Annotated in this window: 16 protein-coding genes and 3 pseudogenes; 5 read left to right on the top strand and 14 right to left on the bottom strand. The window is 54.8% G+C overall.

Annotated features, from left to right (window positions below):
• Positions 1-808 precede the first annotated feature (808 nt).
• On the top strand, positions 809-1,066 hold the full coding sequence (locus B7Y64_RS17400) for a hypothetical protein (RefSeq protein WP_143218422.1): 258 nt from the start codon (positions 809-811) through the stop codon (positions 1,064-1,066).
• Positions 1,067-1,529: 463 nt separating this feature from the next.
• Entirely contained in the window at positions 1,530-2,093 is a 564-nt protein-coding gene (locus B7Y64_RS17395; RefSeq protein ID WP_143218421.1) for a hypothetical protein, read from the top strand.
• 53 nt (positions 2,094-2,146) lie between these two features.
• Here B7Y64_RS17395 and B7Y64_RS17390 read toward each other — a convergent pair whose 3' ends face one another.
• Complete coding sequence (locus B7Y64_RS17390; protein WP_232476751.1) at positions 2,147-2,299, bottom strand: hypothetical protein; 153 nt, start codon at positions 2,297-2,299, stop codon at positions 2,147-2,149.
• On the opposite strand from B7Y64_RS17390, the gene B7Y64_RS17385 reads away from it, so the two are divergent.
• Positions 2,298-2,684, top strand: coding sequence for a hypothetical protein (locus B7Y64_RS17385; RefSeq protein ID WP_291325185.1), 387 nt, complete (start codon positions 2,298-2,300; stop codon positions 2,682-2,684). The genes B7Y64_RS17390 and B7Y64_RS17385 overlap by 2 nt on opposite strands.
• Here B7Y64_RS17385 and B7Y64_RS17380 read toward each other — a convergent pair.
• The 9 genes and pseudogenes from B7Y64_RS17380 to B7Y64_RS19015 all read right to left on the bottom strand — a co-directional run.
• Positions 2,681-2,914, bottom strand: a complete 234-nt coding sequence (locus B7Y64_RS17380; RefSeq protein WP_232476756.1) for a hypothetical protein — start codon at positions 2,912-2,914, stop codon at positions 2,681-2,683. The genes B7Y64_RS17385 and B7Y64_RS17380 overlap by 4 nt on opposite strands.
• Positions 2,915-3,044: 130 nt before the next feature.
• Positions 3,045-3,140 (bottom strand): annotated as a pseudogene (locus B7Y64_RS17375) (hypothetical protein); the annotation flags it as partial.
• 815 nt (positions 3,141-3,955) lie between these two features.
• Positions 3,956-4,408 carry an HAD domain-containing protein gene (locus tag B7Y64_RS17370; RefSeq protein WP_086929088.1) on the bottom strand — a complete coding sequence of 151 codons (453 nt, stop codon included), beginning with the start codon at positions 4,406-4,408 and terminating at the stop codon, positions 3,956-3,958.
• A 185-nt stretch (positions 4,409-4,593) separates the two neighbouring features.
• On the bottom strand, positions 4,594-5,871 hold the full coding sequence (locus tag B7Y64_RS17365; RefSeq protein ID WP_291325187.1) for a type II toxin-antitoxin system HipA family toxin: 1,278 nt from the start codon (positions 5,869-5,871) through the stop codon (positions 4,594-4,596).
• Complete coding sequence (locus B7Y64_RS17360) at positions 5,861-6,121, bottom strand: helix-turn-helix transcriptional regulator (protein ID WP_086929086.1); 261 nt, start codon at positions 6,119-6,121, stop codon at positions 5,861-5,863. The genes B7Y64_RS17365 and B7Y64_RS17360 overlap by 11 nt, the downstream gene beginning before the upstream one ends.
• 515 nt (positions 6,122-6,636) lie before the next feature.
• Positions 6,637-7,194 (bottom strand): hypothetical protein, encoded by a 558-nt coding sequence (locus tag B7Y64_RS17355; protein WP_232476749.1) that lies wholly within the window; start codon positions 7,192-7,194, stop codon positions 6,637-6,639.
• A gap of 436 nt (positions 7,195-7,630) precedes the next feature.
• The gene (locus B7Y64_RS17350; protein WP_157667156.1) at positions 7,631-8,701 is read right to left on the bottom strand and encodes a site-specific integrase; all 1,071 of its coding nucleotides are present in this window, start codon (positions 8,699-8,701) and stop codon (positions 7,631-7,633) included.
• 284 nt (positions 8,702-8,985) lie between these two features.
• Complete coding sequence (locus B7Y64_RS17345) at positions 8,986-10,332, bottom strand: replication initiation protein (protein WP_086929083.1); 1,347 nt, start codon at positions 10,330-10,332, stop codon at positions 8,986-8,988.
• Between the two features lie 765 nt (positions 10,333-11,097).
• Positions 11,098-11,163: pseudogene (locus tag B7Y64_RS19015) on the bottom strand (phage DNA packaging protein J); the annotation flags it as partial.
• A 1,125-nt stretch (positions 11,164-12,288) separates the two neighbouring features.
• Between B7Y64_RS19015 and B7Y64_RS17340 the strand changes: the two are divergent.
• Entirely contained in the window at positions 12,289-12,918 is a 630-nt protein-coding gene (locus tag B7Y64_RS17340) for a DNA-binding protein (RefSeq protein WP_157667155.1), read from the top strand.
• Between the two features lie 32 nt (positions 12,919-12,950).
• Here the strand turns inward: B7Y64_RS17340 and B7Y64_RS17335 are convergent, their stop codons facing one another.
• From B7Y64_RS17335 to B7Y64_RS17325, 3 genes are all read right to left on the bottom strand, one after another.
• Positions 12,951-13,943 (bottom strand): ParB/RepB/Spo0J family partition protein, encoded by a 993-nt coding sequence (locus tag B7Y64_RS17335; RefSeq protein WP_087748586.1) that lies wholly within the window; start codon positions 13,941-13,943, stop codon positions 12,951-12,953.
• 2 nt (positions 13,944-13,945) lie between these two features.
• Entirely contained in the window at positions 13,946-14,614 is a 669-nt protein-coding gene (locus tag B7Y64_RS17330) for an AAA family ATPase (RefSeq protein ID WP_086929081.1), read from the bottom strand.
• A gap of 935 nt (positions 14,615-15,549) precedes the next feature.
• Entirely contained in the window at positions 15,550-17,280 is a 1,731-nt protein-coding gene (locus tag B7Y64_RS17325) for a site-specific integrase (protein WP_232476754.1), read from the bottom strand.
• Positions 17,281-17,586: 306 nt separating this feature from the next.
• Here B7Y64_RS17325 and B7Y64_RS17320 point away from each other — a divergent pair.
• Positions 17,587-17,913 (top strand): annotated as a pseudogene (locus B7Y64_RS17320) (transposase); the annotation flags it as partial.
• Here B7Y64_RS17320 and B7Y64_RS17315 read toward each other — a convergent pair.
• Positions 17,900-19,080, bottom strand: a protein-coding gene (locus tag B7Y64_RS17315; protein WP_114655109.1) for an IS3 family transposase whose coding sequence is annotated in 2 segments (ribosomal slippage) — positions 17,900-18,834 and positions 18,834-19,080 — 1,182 coding nt in all. Because the reading frame shifts where the segments join, the coding sequence is not laid out codon by codon here. The pseudogene B7Y64_RS17320 and the gene B7Y64_RS17315 sit on opposite strands and share 14 nt — an antisense overlap.
• Positions 19,081-19,292: the final 212 nt, after the last annotated feature.

Genomic DNA, 19,292 nt, shown 5'->3' with positions numbered 1-19,292 from the left:
ACAGGAAAGCCAACAGAATCAACGATCTACCAACACCACCCCCGCGCCAGTGCTGGGTTTGCGTACCGCCAGTTATTGCACTGAAAACGAGGGGACCCCAGTCCCGTCTTTGGAGTATTTTTAGTGAAGTCTCCCGGTGCAATGTGTGAAAAAGAACGGAACACACAATGCAGCTCCCCCGCGTGGACGGTGTGGAACACAAGCAATTAGCATCCGGTTTGATCCGTACATCATTGGTACGTAATCAACCCGGTAATAACTTGTGCCCATTCACCCGCTATGGGTCACCAAGGTAAACGCAACAAGGCGTCGTCCAAGGCAGGCAGTGCCGTAAGTGGCAAACTGAGTTCGATCATCGGTCGAACCTCTGCACTCTACTTTCTACGGAACCCAGGCGATGGGCGCCGCACGCGTTTCAATATCCGGCATCAGACATCCCGCTCTTCATCTGCTCACCTCAACTACACAGTGACCCATCATGGAATTTCTTCCGGGTATGTGCACGAGGGCAAATGTGGCTTTGGAATGTCCAACACAAAGAAGCAATCAGGCTTCCGGCATTGATCGGTACGTAGAGCTAGAACCTTTCCGAAATTCATCGGAGGGATTCACTACTTCAGTCAGTTGGAACTGACTTTGGCCAAGGAACTTCCCCGGCACCAAGACCCAGACGGGCCTTTTTTGGTTTGCTTCGACCATCCCGCTGTACGCAGGATCTGAAGCTGGTTTGAACGCCGCGAGCGGCAACTTTGAAGGTTGAGCATCAAGCCCAGGAACAACCCGAAGGTCATTGGGAATGGATTCTGACATGAAAAGCATCAAAAGTCACTTTTTTGCAGGCCGATTTATCTCTAAAAAACCCGTCGAAACCCGTTTGGAATTCGTGTTCGGTCTTGAAACCCGCATGGATACTGGCCGCGAGCAATGGTTCTCCTTGGCCGAGAACTTGGGTTGCGGGGCAAAAAAAGGCGAAAAGTCGCCTTGGCAAAGGGCTCGAAACGGCGTTTTCGATGTGTTCTGGGGTGTCCTTGGCCCCTGTCCGGTGCGTCAAGGACTCACGCTGTGAGCCTGGAGCGAGTCGAGGCTTGCGGAGTGTTGTGGGGTGGCGACTCCGATACCTTGCCGTCATGGATGGCAGATGTTGTGACGATGGATGCGACCCAGCGCACACGCTTGTTCGGGCGCCCTGTCTCCGTGCATGACCAATCAGTGGCCCCAATGAGGCCAATCACTGGCATGTGCTCCAGCGGGTCATGGGTGGTTCTGGTGGGGTGTGGCACCAAGTGGCCTGCTATTGGCCCGGAGCGGGCCTCCCGTTGCCCGTCGCATTGTGTTTGCGCCGCCAGCCCATACGCCATCTGGCAATCAGTGGCCTTTTGCGCGCCAGTCAAAGGCCAGTATGGTGATTATCAACACGTTTCTTTGCGGTTTTGATAGGGCATCCGACCGTATCAGTGCCTTATGGAGATTCGTGATTTCCCACAAATCGAGGATGATTTCGCTCGTTCCCAACTATTGCTCATCCAGATATGGCTAATTCCACATTTCAAATCCCCGTCGTCGCGCTCGATATTGGTTATTTCTCTGTTAAAGGAGCATCTCGCCGCGAAAAGAACGACACGATCAAGGCATTTCAATTTCCCAGCCAGTGCTCGCATGTATCGTCGGTACATAAAACATCTATGGGAATGGCCGCACTTTCTGGTGCGAATGTCACGGTTAACGGCGCGGAGTATTTCGTAGGCAAAGACGTGGTACTTCAAACCAGCGCCCGACAAACCCGCGCCATCACAGAAAATTACGCTGACTCGCCCGAATACAAAGCACTGTTCCTGGGTGGCCTGTATTACTTCCTGAGCGATTATGCGGGTGAACTGCGCGGAAAGAACGAAGTAGAGATACGTCGCATGGTTGCTGGCCTGCCGATGAATATGGTTTGCGACAGGATCAAGCCTGGCATCAAAGACGATCCTCTTGTGGTTGAACGTGTCGATGAGGCGATTCGTGAGGGCTATGAAGAAATTACCCTCGGCGGCAAGAAATATCGCATGGACGATTATTTGCCCATTGCTGATGGGCGGATTCAAAAGTGAAGTGCAACACCTTGGATTTCAATGAATCTGAGTGTAGTGCTGTGGGTTGTTGATCAGCAACTCGCGGTACACCGCCGCGGTGATCGTACCCCCGGCCCCTTCTTGGGACGGTTGTTGATTTCATCGGCAATGGCATCGAGCTGCTCCTGGCTGTGGATGCTCAGTTCCGTCCCCTTGGGCAGGTACTGGCGCACCAGATCATTCATGTTCTCGTTGGTCCCCTTTGCAATGGGCTGTGCAGTACACGGCAATGCCGGTCTGCTCGCTGAGCTTCTTACGCATGGCCATCTCCCGACCCTGGTCGTACGTCATGCTCAGGCGCATCGGCTGTGCAATGCCCAGCTGCTTGTTCGTGAAGGCCTGCAAGACGTGGCCGGCTTGAACTTAGGCAGCTTGACCAGCTTGACCAGCATCCATGTGCGCTCCACCAATATTCTCACTGCACTGGCATTGCCTTCGCCCCTTGATGAGATCACCTTCCCAGTGCCCGGGGAACTGGCGGTCTTCAATCTCGGGCAGGCGCACATGGATGCTCAGCCTGTCCGGTATCTGGCTTCTACGGTCCTTGCCCTTGCCCTTGCCCTTGGCTAGCGCGGCAGTCGCTTGTTATGGCCGTGGCGCTGGGTGGCGAACAGCTCTTTGCGCAACTCGCCCACGGGCATGGCATATATGCAGTTGTGGATGGTTTCATGTGACGCGCGGTATTCTTGGCCGGGGGGATACAAGCGTGCCAGTGTCAGGGCAATCTGCTCGGGCGACCAGCGCAGCCGCAGCAGATGGATTACCAGGGCGGACAAGATCGACTCGGAATGCAGCTTCATCGCTGGCCTGCCGCAACGCCTGCGCTGCAGGAAACAAACACGGGGCATGTGCGCTGTCATAGCCAGAGGAGCAGGCATTGCGCTGGAGTTCGCGGCTGAAGGTCGCCGGGGATCGGCGCAGTTGCCGCGCGATGGCTCGTACGCTGTGGTTCTGCTGCCTCAGGCTGGCAATAGTGACGCGGTCTTCAGGCTGGCGCAGGTGATAGTGCGAGGAGGCGGTTGGCATCTGCGGACCTTACAGGTTGGCAGGTGTTGCACTTCACTTTTGAATCCGCCCCTAAACATGGCATGTGTTGTGACGCATGAACGATCCGTTTGACAGCAAGCACTCTTCTATGTTGTTGATTTCATTAGATTTATTGGCATCATCTATCGCATATCTTGTGACCACATACTTCGAGCTTGCTAAACCCATGGTTAGCATATCTTGTGATTGCCATTGATCACAAGATATGCCATGTATGGCGTTTCTTGTGAAGAATTCCAGGTGCCCGCCAGAAAATTTGGCCATTTCATAAGCCAAACATGGCATGTCTTGTGACTAGATAGGACGCAGGTCGCACACCACGTATGCTGCTAAGTATTTGATTTATAAGGAAATTACAAGTTGAGCATCGCGTATCTTGTGAATACACGGCTTCAATGTTCTTCAGGTGGAACCACACACTTTTCTGCGCATTCCGATGGCTTGGCTCGGCTTCTGTGCACCAAAGATGGCGTTTCTTGTGACAGATGGCTCCCATTTTTCGAAGGAGCCGACCTCCAACTATGGCGTATCTTGTGTTGATTTCCACGCAGAAGTGACCCACTAACCCCCAGGTGGGGGTGCGGTTGCATGGAAATCAACAGTAACGGTATGACGTTGGGGTTGTTCGGTGGCCGACTTGCTTCAAGTGTTGCATCTCTTGTGAAGAGTTTGGCCTAGGCCAGGCTGTAGTCCGGTGGTACGCCGTCTGCGTCAAGAGCAATGAGGAGCGCGTTGTCATCAGGCTTGCACTTCCAGCTGCCGGATTCGCTCTGCCGCTTTGATACTTGATGTTTTTAAAGAAGCTTCCGCAACCGAGCCACGAGCAGTTCCCCGCTGGTCGGGCCCAGGCCTGTACGGCCGTCGGTCAAGAACAGCGACTTGCAAAATGGCCTGTAGAGCCATGAACGGTCATCAACCGCCAGCCAGGGCAGATGGGAAGCCTCATGCATCCGGAGCCATGCATGGCACTCGGCTTCCCGCTCGTAGCCAACCAGCGTCTGTGGGACGTCGTTCAGATCAAAGTACTTTGGGGTGGTTCCTGCGATTCTGACTGCCACATCCGAGCTGAACCTTTGTCGAAGTTGCTCCAGCGGACTTTGCAGTCGCCAAGTGCTTGTGATCACCAGCTTGAATTCAGGGACTTGGCGCAATGCGCTCTCCAACACTGGCAAGCAGCAGAAGTGCTTCGATTCATGGCAATGCTCTGGATGCAGAACCCCGTCGAAATCCAAGAACAAAATAGGCATTGGTCGGCTTCCAAGGGTGGATTCTCGACAAGAGAACACTCGATCAGGCAATCAGCAAAGTCAGCCCTCTCTACGCCCAAGGCACGCAGCCCACGTCGAGGGTGAATCTGCAGCGCTGCCAGCAACCCGCGCACTGAAGAAGCTCAAGGACGCAACGCTCGGATTGCTCGCGTCGGCATGGTGGTTCAGACAGAGGATTCGGTGGCGGGGACGTTGAGCCGCCGAATCGTCAGTGCGCAGCGGTGTTCTATCAAGGTACTGATTTGCTCTACCACGTCATTCTTCACAAAACCTCGTTCAGGGGCAAACTGAAGCTTGCGTGCATTCGCTGGCAGTAACTTTGCAAGCTCCAGAATTCGCCGTTTGGCCTGCGCTTTGGTTAGCCCGACGCTTTCAGCAAACTGCTCCCAGTGACGCGCCTGGACTTCGCTGAACTTGTACTTGCTGCCGATTTTCATCGCCATATTTTGCGTCAGTGTTGGATACACTGCCGTCGAGAGCATGTCGTAAGACGGTGCCAGAACGGGCGCCTTGCCCGAGTACAGCAGTGAGAAATTCTTGGCGTGCGCATCATGATTGCCGATCAGCGCATTGAAGATCACATAGTCGAGCAGTCGCAGAACCTGCGGTGCACTGGGGCGTGTCGCACTGCGTAACAGATCAAAGCACTGCGCCAGATCCGGACCACCTTCATTTTGGTATTTCATTTCTGGCACCACACCCAGCGCCTGGCAGAAATCCTCTTGATGAAGGCGTTGACGGTTCCCCTGCGCATCAATCAGTCGGTCGTAGCGTTCAACCAGCAGAAAGGAGCAATCCAATACCTTGTGTACTTTTGATTTCGCTGGCTTGAGCTGCATGGCCTCAGCCAGTGCCATGCAGAATCCCTCGTTGCTAACGCTGTCTTCAACAGCGTGAATGGCCGGTTTCAGGATATGCGAGCTAGGCGTTCCGTTGAGGGGCAGACCAATGCGGGCACCGTCAAACACCACCGGTAGTTTGTCCTGGGCACCTGCCAATGAAAGCCGCAAGCCGTCTTGGCCTGCCAACATGGGGCGGCGCGGTAGTTCATCCAGGATGGCAACAACTTCCTCCTCGCTCAGCCATTGAACGTCATCGCTACGGGTCGGCACAGGCAAAGCTTGTCCCGGCTCTAGGAACGTCACAGCCCCGGCGCATTCGCCGCCAATGTGGTCCAGCAGTGCAAAGTCGTTCTGGCCTGAAACTTGGAATTGTTTCGCAATCAAGCGGCGCATCTGCCCTTCGGGCAGAAGACCCGCAAAGAAGGGGCGCGTTTTGCGATCGTCGAACGGCTCCGCTTGCAGGGGCAGCGAGGCAGACAAGGTGATGGCGTCCTTGTGTGACAGCCAATCGGGTAGGTAGCAAAAGTTGAGTCGACCATCAACCAGCGCCAACGTGCCGACACGATCTGCAAAAACCCAGACTTCCAGTTCATGCACCATGGTTGCCACCTTCACATTGATCGTCGACTACGGTTGATGGCAACCCGCTCAACTGAATCTCACCACCCAGGGCATCAATGACCCGTAGCACGTTTTCCAGTCGCAAGGTGGGTTTGCCTGCTTCAAGCTCGACAATGAAGCGCACCCCTACCCCAGCCGCCAGAGCCAGCTGAGGCTGTGTCAGCCCGAGCTGTTTGCGTGCGGCACGCAGTGCATCACCGAGTTGTTGCGGGGATCGAATGGATGTCATGGCTCGCTACGTTTCCCGTTCGGGAAATTATCAGCCATAACCGGACTATGTGCAAGCAATATTTCCCGATCGGGAATGTTCAGTTCGGTTAGGACATGATCTATCCATATGTTTCCCGATCGGGAAACAACCGCAGCGCTCGATTCCAAAGTGACAGGGTGCGCGGCAAGTATCGTCGCAGACCGTCCGACGTAGCGCAGCAGCACTTGCACGATGGCTCAGGAAACATGCATGACGCAAACGGCCGTCAGCCGCATCTAGCGCGCCTTCGGTCTGCAGCCGCATCGGCAAGAGAGTGGACCCGTTGACATCATGTTTGTGCTTCCAGCTGCCGGATTCGCTCTGCCGCTTTGATACCTGGTGTTTTCAAAGAAGCTTCCGGAATCGAGCCACAAGCAGTTCCCCACTGGTCGTGCTCAGGCCTGTACGGCCGTCAGTCAAGAACAGCGACTTGCAAAATGGCCTGTAGAGCCATGAACGGTCATTAACCGCCACCTTCGTTCTTCTACGGCCTGTTATCGAAGGGCCATCACAAGCCCGTGTGCGGCTGAGTTGCGTGGTTCGTTGGGTGATTGCGCAGTCAATACGGCTTGGTCACGCAGCCAGCTGACCCGATCGTACACATAGTCCGGGAATTCCTGTGCCAACGTGGTTTTGCGCAAGATGAGGTTGCGGGCCAGGTGGGCCACTTCTGCGACCTCTTGCTCATTGCGCACTTCAAGTGGTGCCGCCAGGGTCACGCCCATGGCCCAACTGAGACGCTCCCATTTCCATGACGGGCGAACTTCCAGGTCGATCCCATCCCTCATCAACCTTTCCTCAATCTGGAATAGCGTGGCGTAGTGTTGTCTCTGCGCCACCGAAGGCTCGCGACTGGTGTAGCTGCTCAGCTTTTTCCGCCGGCCCGATTTGCCAACTTTTTTGTAGTTCTGGGTTCCCCCTTCGATCAGCCAGCGATCCCGGGGGCCGTCACCAGCCTCGTCCCAAGCCAGGGAGGAGATAGCTTCTTTTAAGATGTCCCGAGGATGCCGCCACCACACCATGACGCGTCGTCCATTGAGGATGAAGCCCACATCATCCCAGTACGAAAGGCTGCCTTTTGAGGGCGACTGCGGTGTGTTCTTGCAGCATCTCCAATACCTCTGTCAGGTGTGCGCAGCGTTCTTCGATGGTTTCACCTTGGGTGTACGCACCTGGGATTCCTGGCACATTGCCCACCAGCAATCACGTGTCTGGATCGCGTTCGATCTGAATGGACGGGACACAAAGGCCAGCGCTTTGCTTCTGCAGGAACTTTGCAATCCGGGGGTCGGAAGCCTGGATCGTCTGCACGCGGCCATCGACATACCCGGTGAGGGGGATGCCAGCGCGTGCGTTCGATGCGACCGCGTTGGCCACAGCTTCCCTTGCTAGCTGAGTTAGCTGATCAGCATCCAATCCGTGAAAAGTAGGAGTCGCGCGTTCCATGCGGGGAAGGCTACAGCCATTGATGACCGGGGGCAAGGCCGCTTAGATCAGACCGATCCCCTCGTGCACGTGTTTTGAGATCGCAATGCGCACCTCGTGGTGCACTAAGTCACGAAGGTGGTACAGCCCTTTCGCGTTCTTCAGACCTGCAGCCTTCACCACTTGTTCGACAGTGAAGTCACTATTGAGCCATCGCACAAGGACGGTGTTTCGGACAACCTGTGGCCCCAGACGCGCGGGAGACGGCAGGTTACTGCTTTGACATGCCGTTCGAATGGTTTTGGTCACCAGATACAGGAGTGCGTGCATAGACATGGATGGCGATTTCCGCGAACAAAACAGCACCTCATGATCTTGGGCCGGCTCATAGCACTTACGGGCGGACAGCCATTCTCCGAGGGCTTTCGCCACTGACGCTGGCACATGCATGACCCTGTGGTCTCCGCGTGTTTCGTTTTCTACCCGCAACGCAGTGATCTTGCCATTCGGAATTGCCTTGCGTGGATCCTCATCTCCTTCGATCAATACGTCCTTCACCGTCAGTTGCCGTATCTCTCTGGGAGCAAGTCCAAGATGAAAAATTACCATCAATATCGCGCGATTTCGCCTCTCAATCAGGTCATCACCAACTGGGAAGGCAGCAAACGCTGCTTTCCAGAGCGCATTTGAGAGGATGGTCCCCTTGGGATCCTCGCTTGGCGGCATGTCCTCCCCCAGCAAGCCAAGAGCCGGATTTGCATTCACCCACTTCTGTGACAGCGCGAATTGGTAGATTCGGTTTATGGCGCTCCAATAGCGCCTGCGAGTGATGAGACTGACCGTACCTTGTTTTTTTGAAGCCCGTAAGCTGCCGTTGATGAAATTGTGGACGTCTACGGCAGTGGCCTTGTGCCAAGCGGTGGCAGACATAGCTTGCCCGTCGATGTTGGCATGTTGACTCAACGACGTAAGCCAGCGTTTCCAAATTAGCCGATAAAGAACCGCCCCCTTAGGGGTTAGCCAATCGCGATCGTCGTTGGCGCGATTGTTGAACCAGAGCTCAAACACCTCTGGTCCCAAAGGCCTCGGCACAGGGGATAAGAGGTGATTCTCCTGCAGAGGCAAGTCAGACATAGAGCTTTCTTGAAGTTTTGAATGCACATTACATGACGTAAGAAACATTAAGCCATCATGCCATCTCATATCCGAAAGCTACGCGCAAAGCATAGAAATGAAAAGTTGATCAGCAAATGAAAACGCTGATGACTGTGAAGTCCGGTCATGTAGTGTGCATTCAATTGTCGGGCCTAGTCGCTCGCGAAGATCGGCACCGGTATGCCGATGCCCCTAGGAGGTTTGCTCACGATGGAAATACTGCCCCCTCCCCCGAAGGGTTGCGCAAACGGTAAACGTCGTTGCTATGCTGCGGGCTGAAATTGCTCAATGAACTGCGCCAGAGCCTGGGCTGTAGGCTCGCCCCAGAGCTCCTTGGCATACCAGGTTGAAAAGAGGGAGCGGACCATGGCGCTTTCGATGCCCTTATCAAGCTTGATGGACTTGTTTAGGTTTTGTGCCTTGAACGCGTCGAAGATCTGCTTGTGCTCCTTTTCATCGAGCTCTTTATAAACGGCCAACGCGTCCTGCGCGCGTGCGGCGAGGAACTTCTCCATCACCGACGGACCTGCGGGGTTCTTTTTAGAAATCGTCTTGGGAGCGCTTAACAGCAAAGAACTCGGATTTCTAGCAATGTCTTGGAGTGTCCATCGGAAATACCCCGCCGGCGTGCCCAGTGGACTCATGCTGGTGGACTCTGCTCTGATTTCCACTCGGGAAATGGCAGCGCGGATGACATCGTCTTGGTACTGAGCGGCCAAGTCTGATGCGTCAGTCTGGCTGAATCCGAACTTCATAATTCTTCCAATCAACTCCACATCGATCACTGGAGGTGCGGGGAATTCGAGCTGCGGCTGCTTGTTTTGCTCGACACGAAATTGAAGCTTTTCCACCCTACGCCCGTTCTTATGCTCAACGAGCTCAATGTTGATGTCGGTCAGCGCATTGATTTCCGCAATGGCTGGCTTGATCGTGTCCCGCTTGAAATACTTGTATACCGGTGGAGCCTCAGCGGATATCGGATTTCCAGTAATGACACCGTACCAGTGCTCGTAGCTCTGGATAAAGGTCAACTTCGACGGGTTGGTGGCATAGCGCCTACAGATCTCATAGAGAGCAAGCGCCGAGCCGGATTTGAGCGAACTTTGGTAGACGATTGACAGCCGCGTATAAGTACTCGGTGCCATAACTTGCTCGTGGACCTCTGGCGGGAAGGCGAAACCGAACCATACTTGGCCAGAGTGCTTATTGAACCCCTCGGGGTTCACCAACGTCACCGACGAAACCAAACGCTCACTGGTCCACTGGCGCTCGTTCTCCATGAGCAGCTTGATGTTCTGCATGTCCTCCAGTTGTCGCTTGAGGTACTGGACGTCTTTGCTGTCGTATGCGGCGTCTCGAGCCAGGTCTGACAACGGTATCCAAAAATATTTCTTTGCAGCTGGCGTATTGATGGGAGCGTTAAGGCCGGGCTCCTTCATCTCCTGCGCGTGATACATCATCACATTGAAAACCTTGCGCGACAGCAAAGACAGGTTGCCTTCGACAACACGAAGACCGATGGCTTCGTTCGTCTTTCGAAATTGCTTGAGATCGCCTGATTCGAGGGTCGTCAGCGCATCGCTTCGAGCCTTGCTCTTCCTTGTCGCCATCGACAGCCTTTCAGTGTCACCTGCCCATCTCTTTCGCCGCAGCAATGGCCGCCATCATCGGTGAAAATTTCGATGAAATTTTTCACCTTTGTATGAGCACCTCGCTTTTTCACTTTTCGATGAGATCATAGCGCGCTCACCGCATGAATTGATAGCTTCTCTTTAAATCTCAAGCAGTTATCCAACAGGTACAAGAGATCAGGTCCCTGTAAAGGCTCACCAATGTCCCTGAATCCACTCACCTATGCTCCCTGTAGAAGCTCACCCAAAACTCATTTGCTCCCCGGTGAGTCTCACCTGTGTCCCTGTAGATGCTCACCTTGGTCCCCGAATCCACTCACCGGATCGCGCCCTTCCCCGCGCCAGTGCTGCGTTTTCCCTCACTTAATTTGTATTTAAATGATCCAAGGGTATTTTCAAAAAGATTCTCAACGTAACGGTGTCTCTTTTGAGGAATACAGGAACCAAAAACCGTCTCCAGAAAGACCGGGAAGCCAGCTCGGGGACACTCAAGCACTCCTGGTACAAGTTCAATCACAGCAACTGCTTCTACAGCGCACAACTGATCCTATCCTTGCCCTCCTCTCCTCCACAATGGCAGCCACCTTGGTGCTAGATCAAAGCTTCTCTGAACGCGCTTCAGGATCACGAACCCATACGTCATCGGGAAGAGGATTGTCAACTACATCCTGATAGGTGAGCTTCTGCAGGGACCACAGCCCAAGAATACCTCGCACTAAATTTTTGCTAGCTGAGCTGCCCCGCTTACTTGGAATAGTAGAAAGGTGAGCCTTTCCGGGGACCTTTGCAGACTCTCAGCGGCTGGTTTCTTAAGGTGAGCCTCTACGGGGACCATTTTCTTGCTAGTTACCCTCAATACTCGCACCACCGGTAAGACGTAAATCCATCCCTGTAGTCCAAAAGGTGAGTGTTTACAGGGACCTTGCACGACGCAACGGCGAAAGTGGACTCTCGCACTCACGCATCAACAAAGGTGAGCTTCTCCAGGGACACAAGACTTCAACATAAAGCCCACCATACCGCTCCAGTCAAGGAAAGGTGAGCTTTTTCAGGGACCTGCTTTCTGTGGTTTGCGCTCAAGAACACAACCAAAGTGAGTACACGCTCTCATGGAAATCATTTTTTGTCTGTATTCTTTCGAGACACTAACTGACTGGTGAGCTTCTACAGGGACTTATTCAAGGCTTTATCCAAAATGGACACCTCAAGATGAGCCTGAAATGGCCCCCAAGAGGCCCCTAAAAGCAGAGACCACGACAAGTAGCCACCATGGTGAGTCTTGATCCGCAGGAAAGGCGTAATGCAACCAAAAGGTGAGCTTTAACGGGGACCAGTTGGAATCCTTGGTTCTCCGAGATGTCATCGTGCTGAGCAAAGGAGATGAGATCAGCTTTTCGGTGAAGATTTGTCCCTGAAAAAGCTCACCTTTCGCTCGTCCCTGTAAAGGCTCACCTCCTGACTCGCTACACAGGCGTTACACCGATAAGCGTGCGAGGGATAGCCTGCTGTCTACATCCCTTTCAGTTGTCGCTGCCGTCATGAGCAACTCTGAATGTTTCTTCTAAGCTTGGTGCTCAGATTTGGTCCCTGAAGAATCTCACCTTGGGATTTCTGGCAACGAGAAGTGGTTCTGAATCTGCAAACTTTCTCAGCACTTGCAAATCTTCCGCTGGCCCCGGCGTCAAGGCGTTGATCCAGTGCGCGGCAATCAAAGTGGAATCAGCTTGTGGACTCGCTGTCCAAGCCAGGGCAGGTCGAGCTGTGCGAAATGAGATTTGCAGGTTTTCGAGAACGGGCCATGAATCATGTCTCAACGAACATGCAAGCGCGTTGATCAGCGAAGTAGACACTTCGTGGGTTCATCGATGACCTAGACATGTCAAATTGACAATAATTACGGTAATTATGATAATTACCGTAACAAAGGAAAACCCTATGGCACGACCACTCGCCACCAAAGAACTCGTCTTTGATGCCGCCAGCTCTCTGGTATCTGATGGTACAGAGCCAAGCATCGTCAATGTGCAGGCAAAGATTGGGGGCGGATCGTACACAACGATCAAACGCTACCTTGACGCATGGAATGTCCAGCGCGAGATCAGTGCGCAAGAGGGCCTCGAAACACCCTCCTTCGTGCTTGAAAAGAGCGCAGAACTTGGGCGCCAGCTCTGGGCCATGGCTTGGCGAGATGCAAACAAGCAAACACAGTCAGTCAGGGACGCCGCAGAAGGTAAGGTGACAACCATCGCTCGCGATCTGGAGTTTGCCCTCTCCGAGATCCGGCGCATGGAAGAACTCGAAGAATCTCAAAACCAACTTTTGGAGAGAACCAATGAACAGCTCTCAAAAGTTATCGAGGCGCTGACAGATGCACAAATCAAGGCATCCAAGGTTCCAGACCTGGAAGCACGTCTTGCAGCTGCCTTGGCAGAAGTCGCCACCGCTCGCCAGGCGGTCACTGATAAAGCGGTGGAGATCGGGCGAATGACAGGCGAAACAGAAGCCTTGCGCAAGCAGCTCGTTGACCTGACTTCCGCGCTGGTATCCCCATCAAATCGCGCGTGAAGCTAGATTGCCCTGCCCTGCCCCGAAGCGAATTACTCTTTCGAAAACAATGCCATTAGTTTCGACGTAATTTCATGGGCAGTCTCGGGACTGAGACCCCTCAGACTGAGTTCGATTCGGCCGTCCTCCTCGAAGGATTTGAGTTCGCCTTTAGCGCCTTTGAAGCTGAGCGCCTCACGTGTGGAGCGAGGGCGCTTCACGGGGCCCTTGACAGCGGCTTTGCGCCTGGCCACGACGTCGCGATATCCCATGCCTGTTTTTGCGACTTCGAGGATGAGTTCGAGAGTAGCCTCATCTCCCTCGACATCCCAGAATTCACGGAGTGCATTGAGCATCTTGTGATTTAGCAGCTCCGGGTTCTCGGCTACGGCGTGTATGACTCTGTTGGACAGGCCGGCCAACGACAGCGTTCGACTGACGTGGTCTTCGCCCAGGCCGAGAGATTTTGCCAATGCTGCTTGAGTCTGATAGACCTTTTTTGCTAGCAGCTCTTTCCATTTGATCGCGTCATCCAGAGGCGTCTGCTCGCGTCGCTCAACATTGGCCGCGCGAGCTTCCTCGTAGAGTTCTCTATCGCTTGCCGGACGGGGCCGAATCTCGATGCGTAACGTCGCAAGTCCCGCGGCGCGGGCGCCGCGCAACCGCGTCTCACCTTCAATAAGGGTGATGCTCCCTTGGTCGTCAATGTAGCCAGTAGCGGAGATGCGCTGTCCTGAAGTCGACAGCGAAAGAGCCATGTTGTCCACTGCAGTGGTCGTGTAGACAGCGCGGGGATTGAATGGATTTGACTTGATGAGGCCGACAGGGACGTCATAGACGGTTCCTACCTGGTAGTCTGAAGAGACCGCAGTCCGATCTTGGCTCGAACCAACTCCTGAGGTGATAAGCACGGGGCGCGTGTCTGCTAGGCCTATCTCGGATGGACTCATGCGCGGATCACCGACGATGGGAATGCTTGCTGAGACTGATTCAACTGCAGCGACGCGGTCAGCGGAGACTTCGCGTTTTTTAAAACTGGTAGCCATGTTCATTGCTCCTCACCATTGATGCGGCTTAGGATCTCGTCGTAAACAGCTTGCATTTCATCAACCGCCTTTTGTGAGCGTTCGCGGCCTTTTAGCTCATGCACTGCGCGACCGCTCTTGCCGGTGGCCAGCCAAGAGGTGCGGTGAGCAATTTGAGACTTGAACACCGAGATACCCTCGCTGGTGAGGAACTCGCGCAGTTCCGCCGTGGCTTTGGCACCTTCGAGCGGTGAAACGCGAGTGAGAACGACGTGGGCTGGAATTTCGCCGGACTCGTGGCGGGGCCCCATCTCTCTAAGAGTGTCGAAGACATTCAAAGTCGATTCAACTTCTTGCTGGTCAGCACCACATGGAACTAAGACGATATCGCTGAGCAATGCGCACTCGAGCATGGTTCTGTAGTTTTGAGCTCCGATATCTACAACGACCAAGGTGTATTTTTTCGAGAGATTTGCGAGTTCACGTGCTGGATTCGGTGGCAAAGCGAGTACGGGAATTGATGGTGTGACGCCCTCATCGTTACGAATCTTTGACCAGCTCATCGCCGATCCTTGCTTGTCCGTATCTAAAAGAACGACATCCACGCCATTTGCCGCTGCCAAAGCTGCTATATGAGTTGCAAGTCTGGTCTTTGCGACGCCGCCTTTTTCTGCTCCGATGGTGATAACCATATCAAATTTCTTTCATAAGGCAAAAAACGTATCGGCATATTTTCTATGAAAATACAATGCCTAGTCAATATTAAATCTGATTCAACTTGAATATTTTCAACAAATGCAACATCGGTTGCAGCTCGTCGCCTGGAAATCAGTAACCAGAATCTTGGCTCGAGCCAAGCATCGGTTGATGCCCCAACTTCCGAGCCGAAGACGTGTGGGTTGGCTCGAGCCAAGATGCTTTTCGCGTCACACATGTCGATGTGAGTCTGGTGACTGACTTTAGGGGCGATAGTGCCCGGGGTGGTTTGTGCGCGGGTGTTGATCTGCTTGTGTTTGGAGTTTTTTCAGCATTCGCTGAATAGCTAGGGGTCGATGGGTTGGCTCGAGCCAACTTCTCGTCGTTGAGTTTGTTGTTTGGTTCGGGTGCCTGCCCTGTGTCGGATTATTTCTGAGATTTTTCAGAAGTGCCGTAAGTGGGAGGTCACGGTAGGGGCGTTGGGTCTGTGGATGTCCAACGAGTTCTGGCAGCAGGCTTGATACGTGCCGTATTTGTGGGTGGAGCTGCTCTGCTGAAAATTTCTTGCCTAATGAATTAGGGGTTTTGTTCGTTGATGAGCGGATGTGGCAGCAACAATAACGAGTCTGGGTGGCTGCGGTGTTTGGGGTTTTGGAATTTAGAGGGGCGGGTGCGTTAGGCAAAAAGTCTTGAGTGCTTGAAGAGCACTATTTCCGAAATCAAGGAGTTGCCGTAGATGTGCGGCCATTCAAGAGGAGTCCCCGTACATCGATATGCTATGGCGCACCATTGGAATGTGAAAACTTTGCTTAATTAGACGAAGAGACCCTTTTGCTGATGGGATCGAATGCGTCGAACGCCATGTGGTTTCAGGATGGATTTGGTGTATTCATTTCAGCAAGTTTCTCGACAACGTTGGGTGTCGTCAATTTCACTTAAACGCGGCAGAGATGGTTTCGATCTGGCGCTCCAATGGAGCCTTGGCGTAAATGTTCATCGTCGTGCTGATATTGGCGTGACCCAGCTGAGCTTGAACTACTTCCATGGGTACCTCGCGTTTAATTGCGCGAGTTGCAAAGGTATGTCGCAGCCAGTGTGCCGATGCGCCTGCAAGCGATTGACGTTCGGCAGAGGGGAGGAGGGATGCGTTAATCGCATTCCTCAACCAGGTGCGTACGGTGAGGTACAGAGCCTGGTAGCCAATGGATTCCATGGGACCTTTGGCGCTGGCCAGTAACGGAGCTTTTACAGGAGCTTGCTGCAGGCTGCCGATACCGCGGGCCTCGAGGTAGTCCTCCAGTGCCACCAAGGCAGAAGGGGGGATGGCTACGACACGCGGCGTACCTCCTTTGCCTATCACCTGCAACACATACCCTCCGCTGACATAGCGCAGATCGCCCAACCTGGCTGCCAGCAATTCAGAGGCGCGCAGTCCGACACCCGACAAGAATCCGACGATGAACCGCATGCGCGCGCGGGAAGGGGAGGGTGGTTGTGCATCAATGAAACGTTGGATTTCAGTCTGAGCGTCTTCGGAAAAGGCGCGAGTGTCTACGCTGTTGACAGCAGTCTTTTTCATTGAGGCGCGGGTCTTGATCAGCGGCCATGGGTTTTGGCCGATGTAGTCGGCCAACTTCAAATAAGCGAAGAGGGCGCCCACAATGTTGAGCAGGTGGTGCCGGCTCGATTGCGAAAGCTGTCCACGAAATGGTGCCCAACCGGGTTGGCCAGGGCTGGCGCGCTCACGCGATATCCAGTGGGCCGGTATGTTCTCGGTGAAGGCCCTGAACGCCAGGCAGTCCTCGACCTTGACCTCTGAAAAAGTGATGCCCCCGCGCTCCCACTGGAGCCAGAGCATGAAGACACGAGCCTCCCGCCAGAAACTCTTGACCGTGGCGGCAGAGCCTGCATGGGTCTGGATCCAGGTGCGCATAGCCTGCAGGTCGCTTGAGGCATTGAGCATGGAGCCCGACCCCGACAGAGGTAGCTCCATTGGCGGTGTCTGCAGAGACTCTTGATAAGCGTTTCTAGGGAGCCATTCAAGCTCCAGCGGATGGTCGGCCAGGGCAGAGGAGGGCAGGGCGAAGAGGCGCCTCAAGGGTGGCGTCGCTGACGGGATGAGAGTGTGGAGGTGAGCCGCAATGCGCTGGGCCTTGCCTTTGCCCACACCCGGTAGGTTGCGATACCAGCGTCCCCCGGCAGCAATGGCTTTGGCCATCTCGCCTAGGTTGATAAACCCCGCGCCGACGAGCTTGGTTGCGCTGCGCTCGTCGAACCAGCCGGTCACCATGTCCTGGGGTTTGGGCTGTTCGGCATTGCTCGTTTCCAGACTTCGCAACAGCTCCAGCTGCCTGCGGCGCAATCGGTCGCGCCGTTCGGCCTTGTGGTCGGTCGGGAAAGCTGCCTCGTAGAACTCCAGTTGCTCGGACTCGCTCCATCCATCCAGGTCCCGGTCAACGATGAAATCTTCCAGGCTGGGCCGCAAGCTGAAGTCCTGGACCCGAATCCGCACGCCTATCAGACGCCACGCTGAGTCTCCTCTACGCCGAGCGATGGCGCGAACCTGATCCACAGTTTGCCGGTGGGCGGTGATGGCCTCGTTACCGTGCTCGATGCCGAGGTAACGCAGGGCGCTCTCGTTGAGGTCAATACCTTCGGCCACAGCGCGCAGATGTGCGAAATGGTGGGGACCAAGCCGATGTATGAAACGTACATTCGCTCGGGTCTGGCGACGTTGCAAGTCCTTGATTGGATTGGGTTTTCGACCCAGATCGACAGGGGGAGCGATTTTTGTCACCTGTTTTTTGACTTAAGATAATGTAGCATTATCTTAATCACATTCGGTAGCGGGATGTGGGAAGGGCGTCGAAGTTGAAAGGAATACATGCAGGTCGACATTGGCGACGTCCCGTGGATGCAACACGTCGTGAGCTGCGCTGCCATCCGCTCAAGGGAAAATGTCACGCCCACGTTCGAGCCGCAGCTCATTGGCAAGCACGAGGGTCGCTTTACCGGCTTTGACGACAAGATTGTCGCCATGTATGCCCACGGAATGTCGGTGCGCGAGATCCAGGGTTTTCTCGCCGCGATGTACTCGGTAGACGTCTCGCCCGACCTCATCAGCAGCGTCACCGACGCCGTCATGAGCGAGGTCACGGCTTGGCAGAGCCGCCCCCTGGAGTCGATGTACCCGGTCGTTTTCTTTGACGCGCTGCGGGTGAAGATTGGCGAGGATGCGGTAATGAGGTGCCCATCGAATTTCGTCTTCCAGCGGGTCGCACTTATGCCGCCAGGGATTGCTGAGCAGCATGCTTGCTGATCCAGCTCTCGAAGAACTGAACTGGCGAGCTGTAGCCTAGCGTGGAGTGGCGGCGCCTCCGGTTATAGAACACCTCGATGTACTCGAACAAATCGGCCTGCGCGTCGGCCCGCGTTGCATAGGTCGTACCGTGCACCCGCTCGTTCTTCAAACTGTTGAAGAAACTTTCGGTAGGCGCATTGTCCCAGCAGTTGCCCTTGCGGCTCATCGACGCCGTCATGTCGTATGCGGTGAGCTTGGCGCTCATGGCCTGGCTGGCGTACTGGCTACCGCGGTCACTGTGAAACATCACCCCAGCTTCGGGCTTGCGCCGGAACCAGGCCATTGTCAGCGCGTCGGTGACGATATCGGCTGTCATGCGCGGCTTGATCGACCAGCCGACGACCTCGCGGTTAAACAGATCAAGCACGACGGCCAAGTACAGCCAGCCTTCGCCCGTCTGAATGTAGGTGATGTCGCCCGTCCACACCCGGTTCGGTGCCTCCGGCGTGAAGTTGCGCGCCAGCAGGTTGGGTGCCACCGGCATTGAATGTTTGGAGTCCGTCGTGGCCTTGAAGCGCCGCTTGTGGCGTGCCCGGATACCGTGCTCGCGCATCAGCCGCTCTACGCGGCGCAGGCCAATGCGCTGGCCTCGGCCCTGCAGTTCCCGGTGCATGCGCCTCGAGCCGTAGGAGGCCTTCACTTCGGCATGGATGCTCTTGATCAAGGCCACGGCCAGCGGGTCCGTCAAGCGCGTACGGTCGGGCGTGCCGCCACGGCGCCAGGCACGGTAACCGCTGATGCTCACGGTCAGCACATCGCACATGTCTGGCAGGGGAAATTCGCGGCGCTGCGCGTCGATCCAGGCGTACTTCACAGCGCATCCTTTGCAAAGTACGCCGTCGCTTTTTTTAAGATGTCGACGTGCATCTTCAGCTGCGCGTTCTCCGCGCGCAGCCTGGACAGCTCCATCTGTTCGGGCGTCACCGGCTTGGTACCGGGTGCCGTTAGCTTGCCGGCTGCCGACGCTTTCACCCAGTTGCGCAGCGTCTGCTCGACCAGGCCCAGCTCTTTGGCAGCCACCACGATGCCCATCGCCTGAGCGTGCTTGACGCCCTGCTCCTTGAACTCAGCCGTGTACTCTCGTTTCGGTATCTTCTTCACTTCTCGTCCTTCAAGTCTCAATATTAATCATCGAACCTTGGAAGACGAAAAACAGCGGGCAGCTCAGCTAGCTTTGCGTACCGTCACTTATTGCACTGAAAACGAGGAGACCCCAAGAAAGTGGCAGCCTTGCTGGGTAACGATAGACGGGCATAGTGTTTCTTGGACTCTGCCTGCCAACGCTCGTCCGTGAAGAACAAGCGCGCACGACC

It is taken from the genome of Acidovorax sp. 35-64-16 (genome assembly GCF_002281195.1).
GTDB lineage: Bacteria > Pseudomonadota > Gammaproteobacteria > Burkholderiales > Burkholderiaceae_C > Acidovorax > Acidovorax defluvii.
Note: the sequence above shows the minus strand (reverse complement) of the source record. Positions and strands in the feature narration are given on the sequence as shown.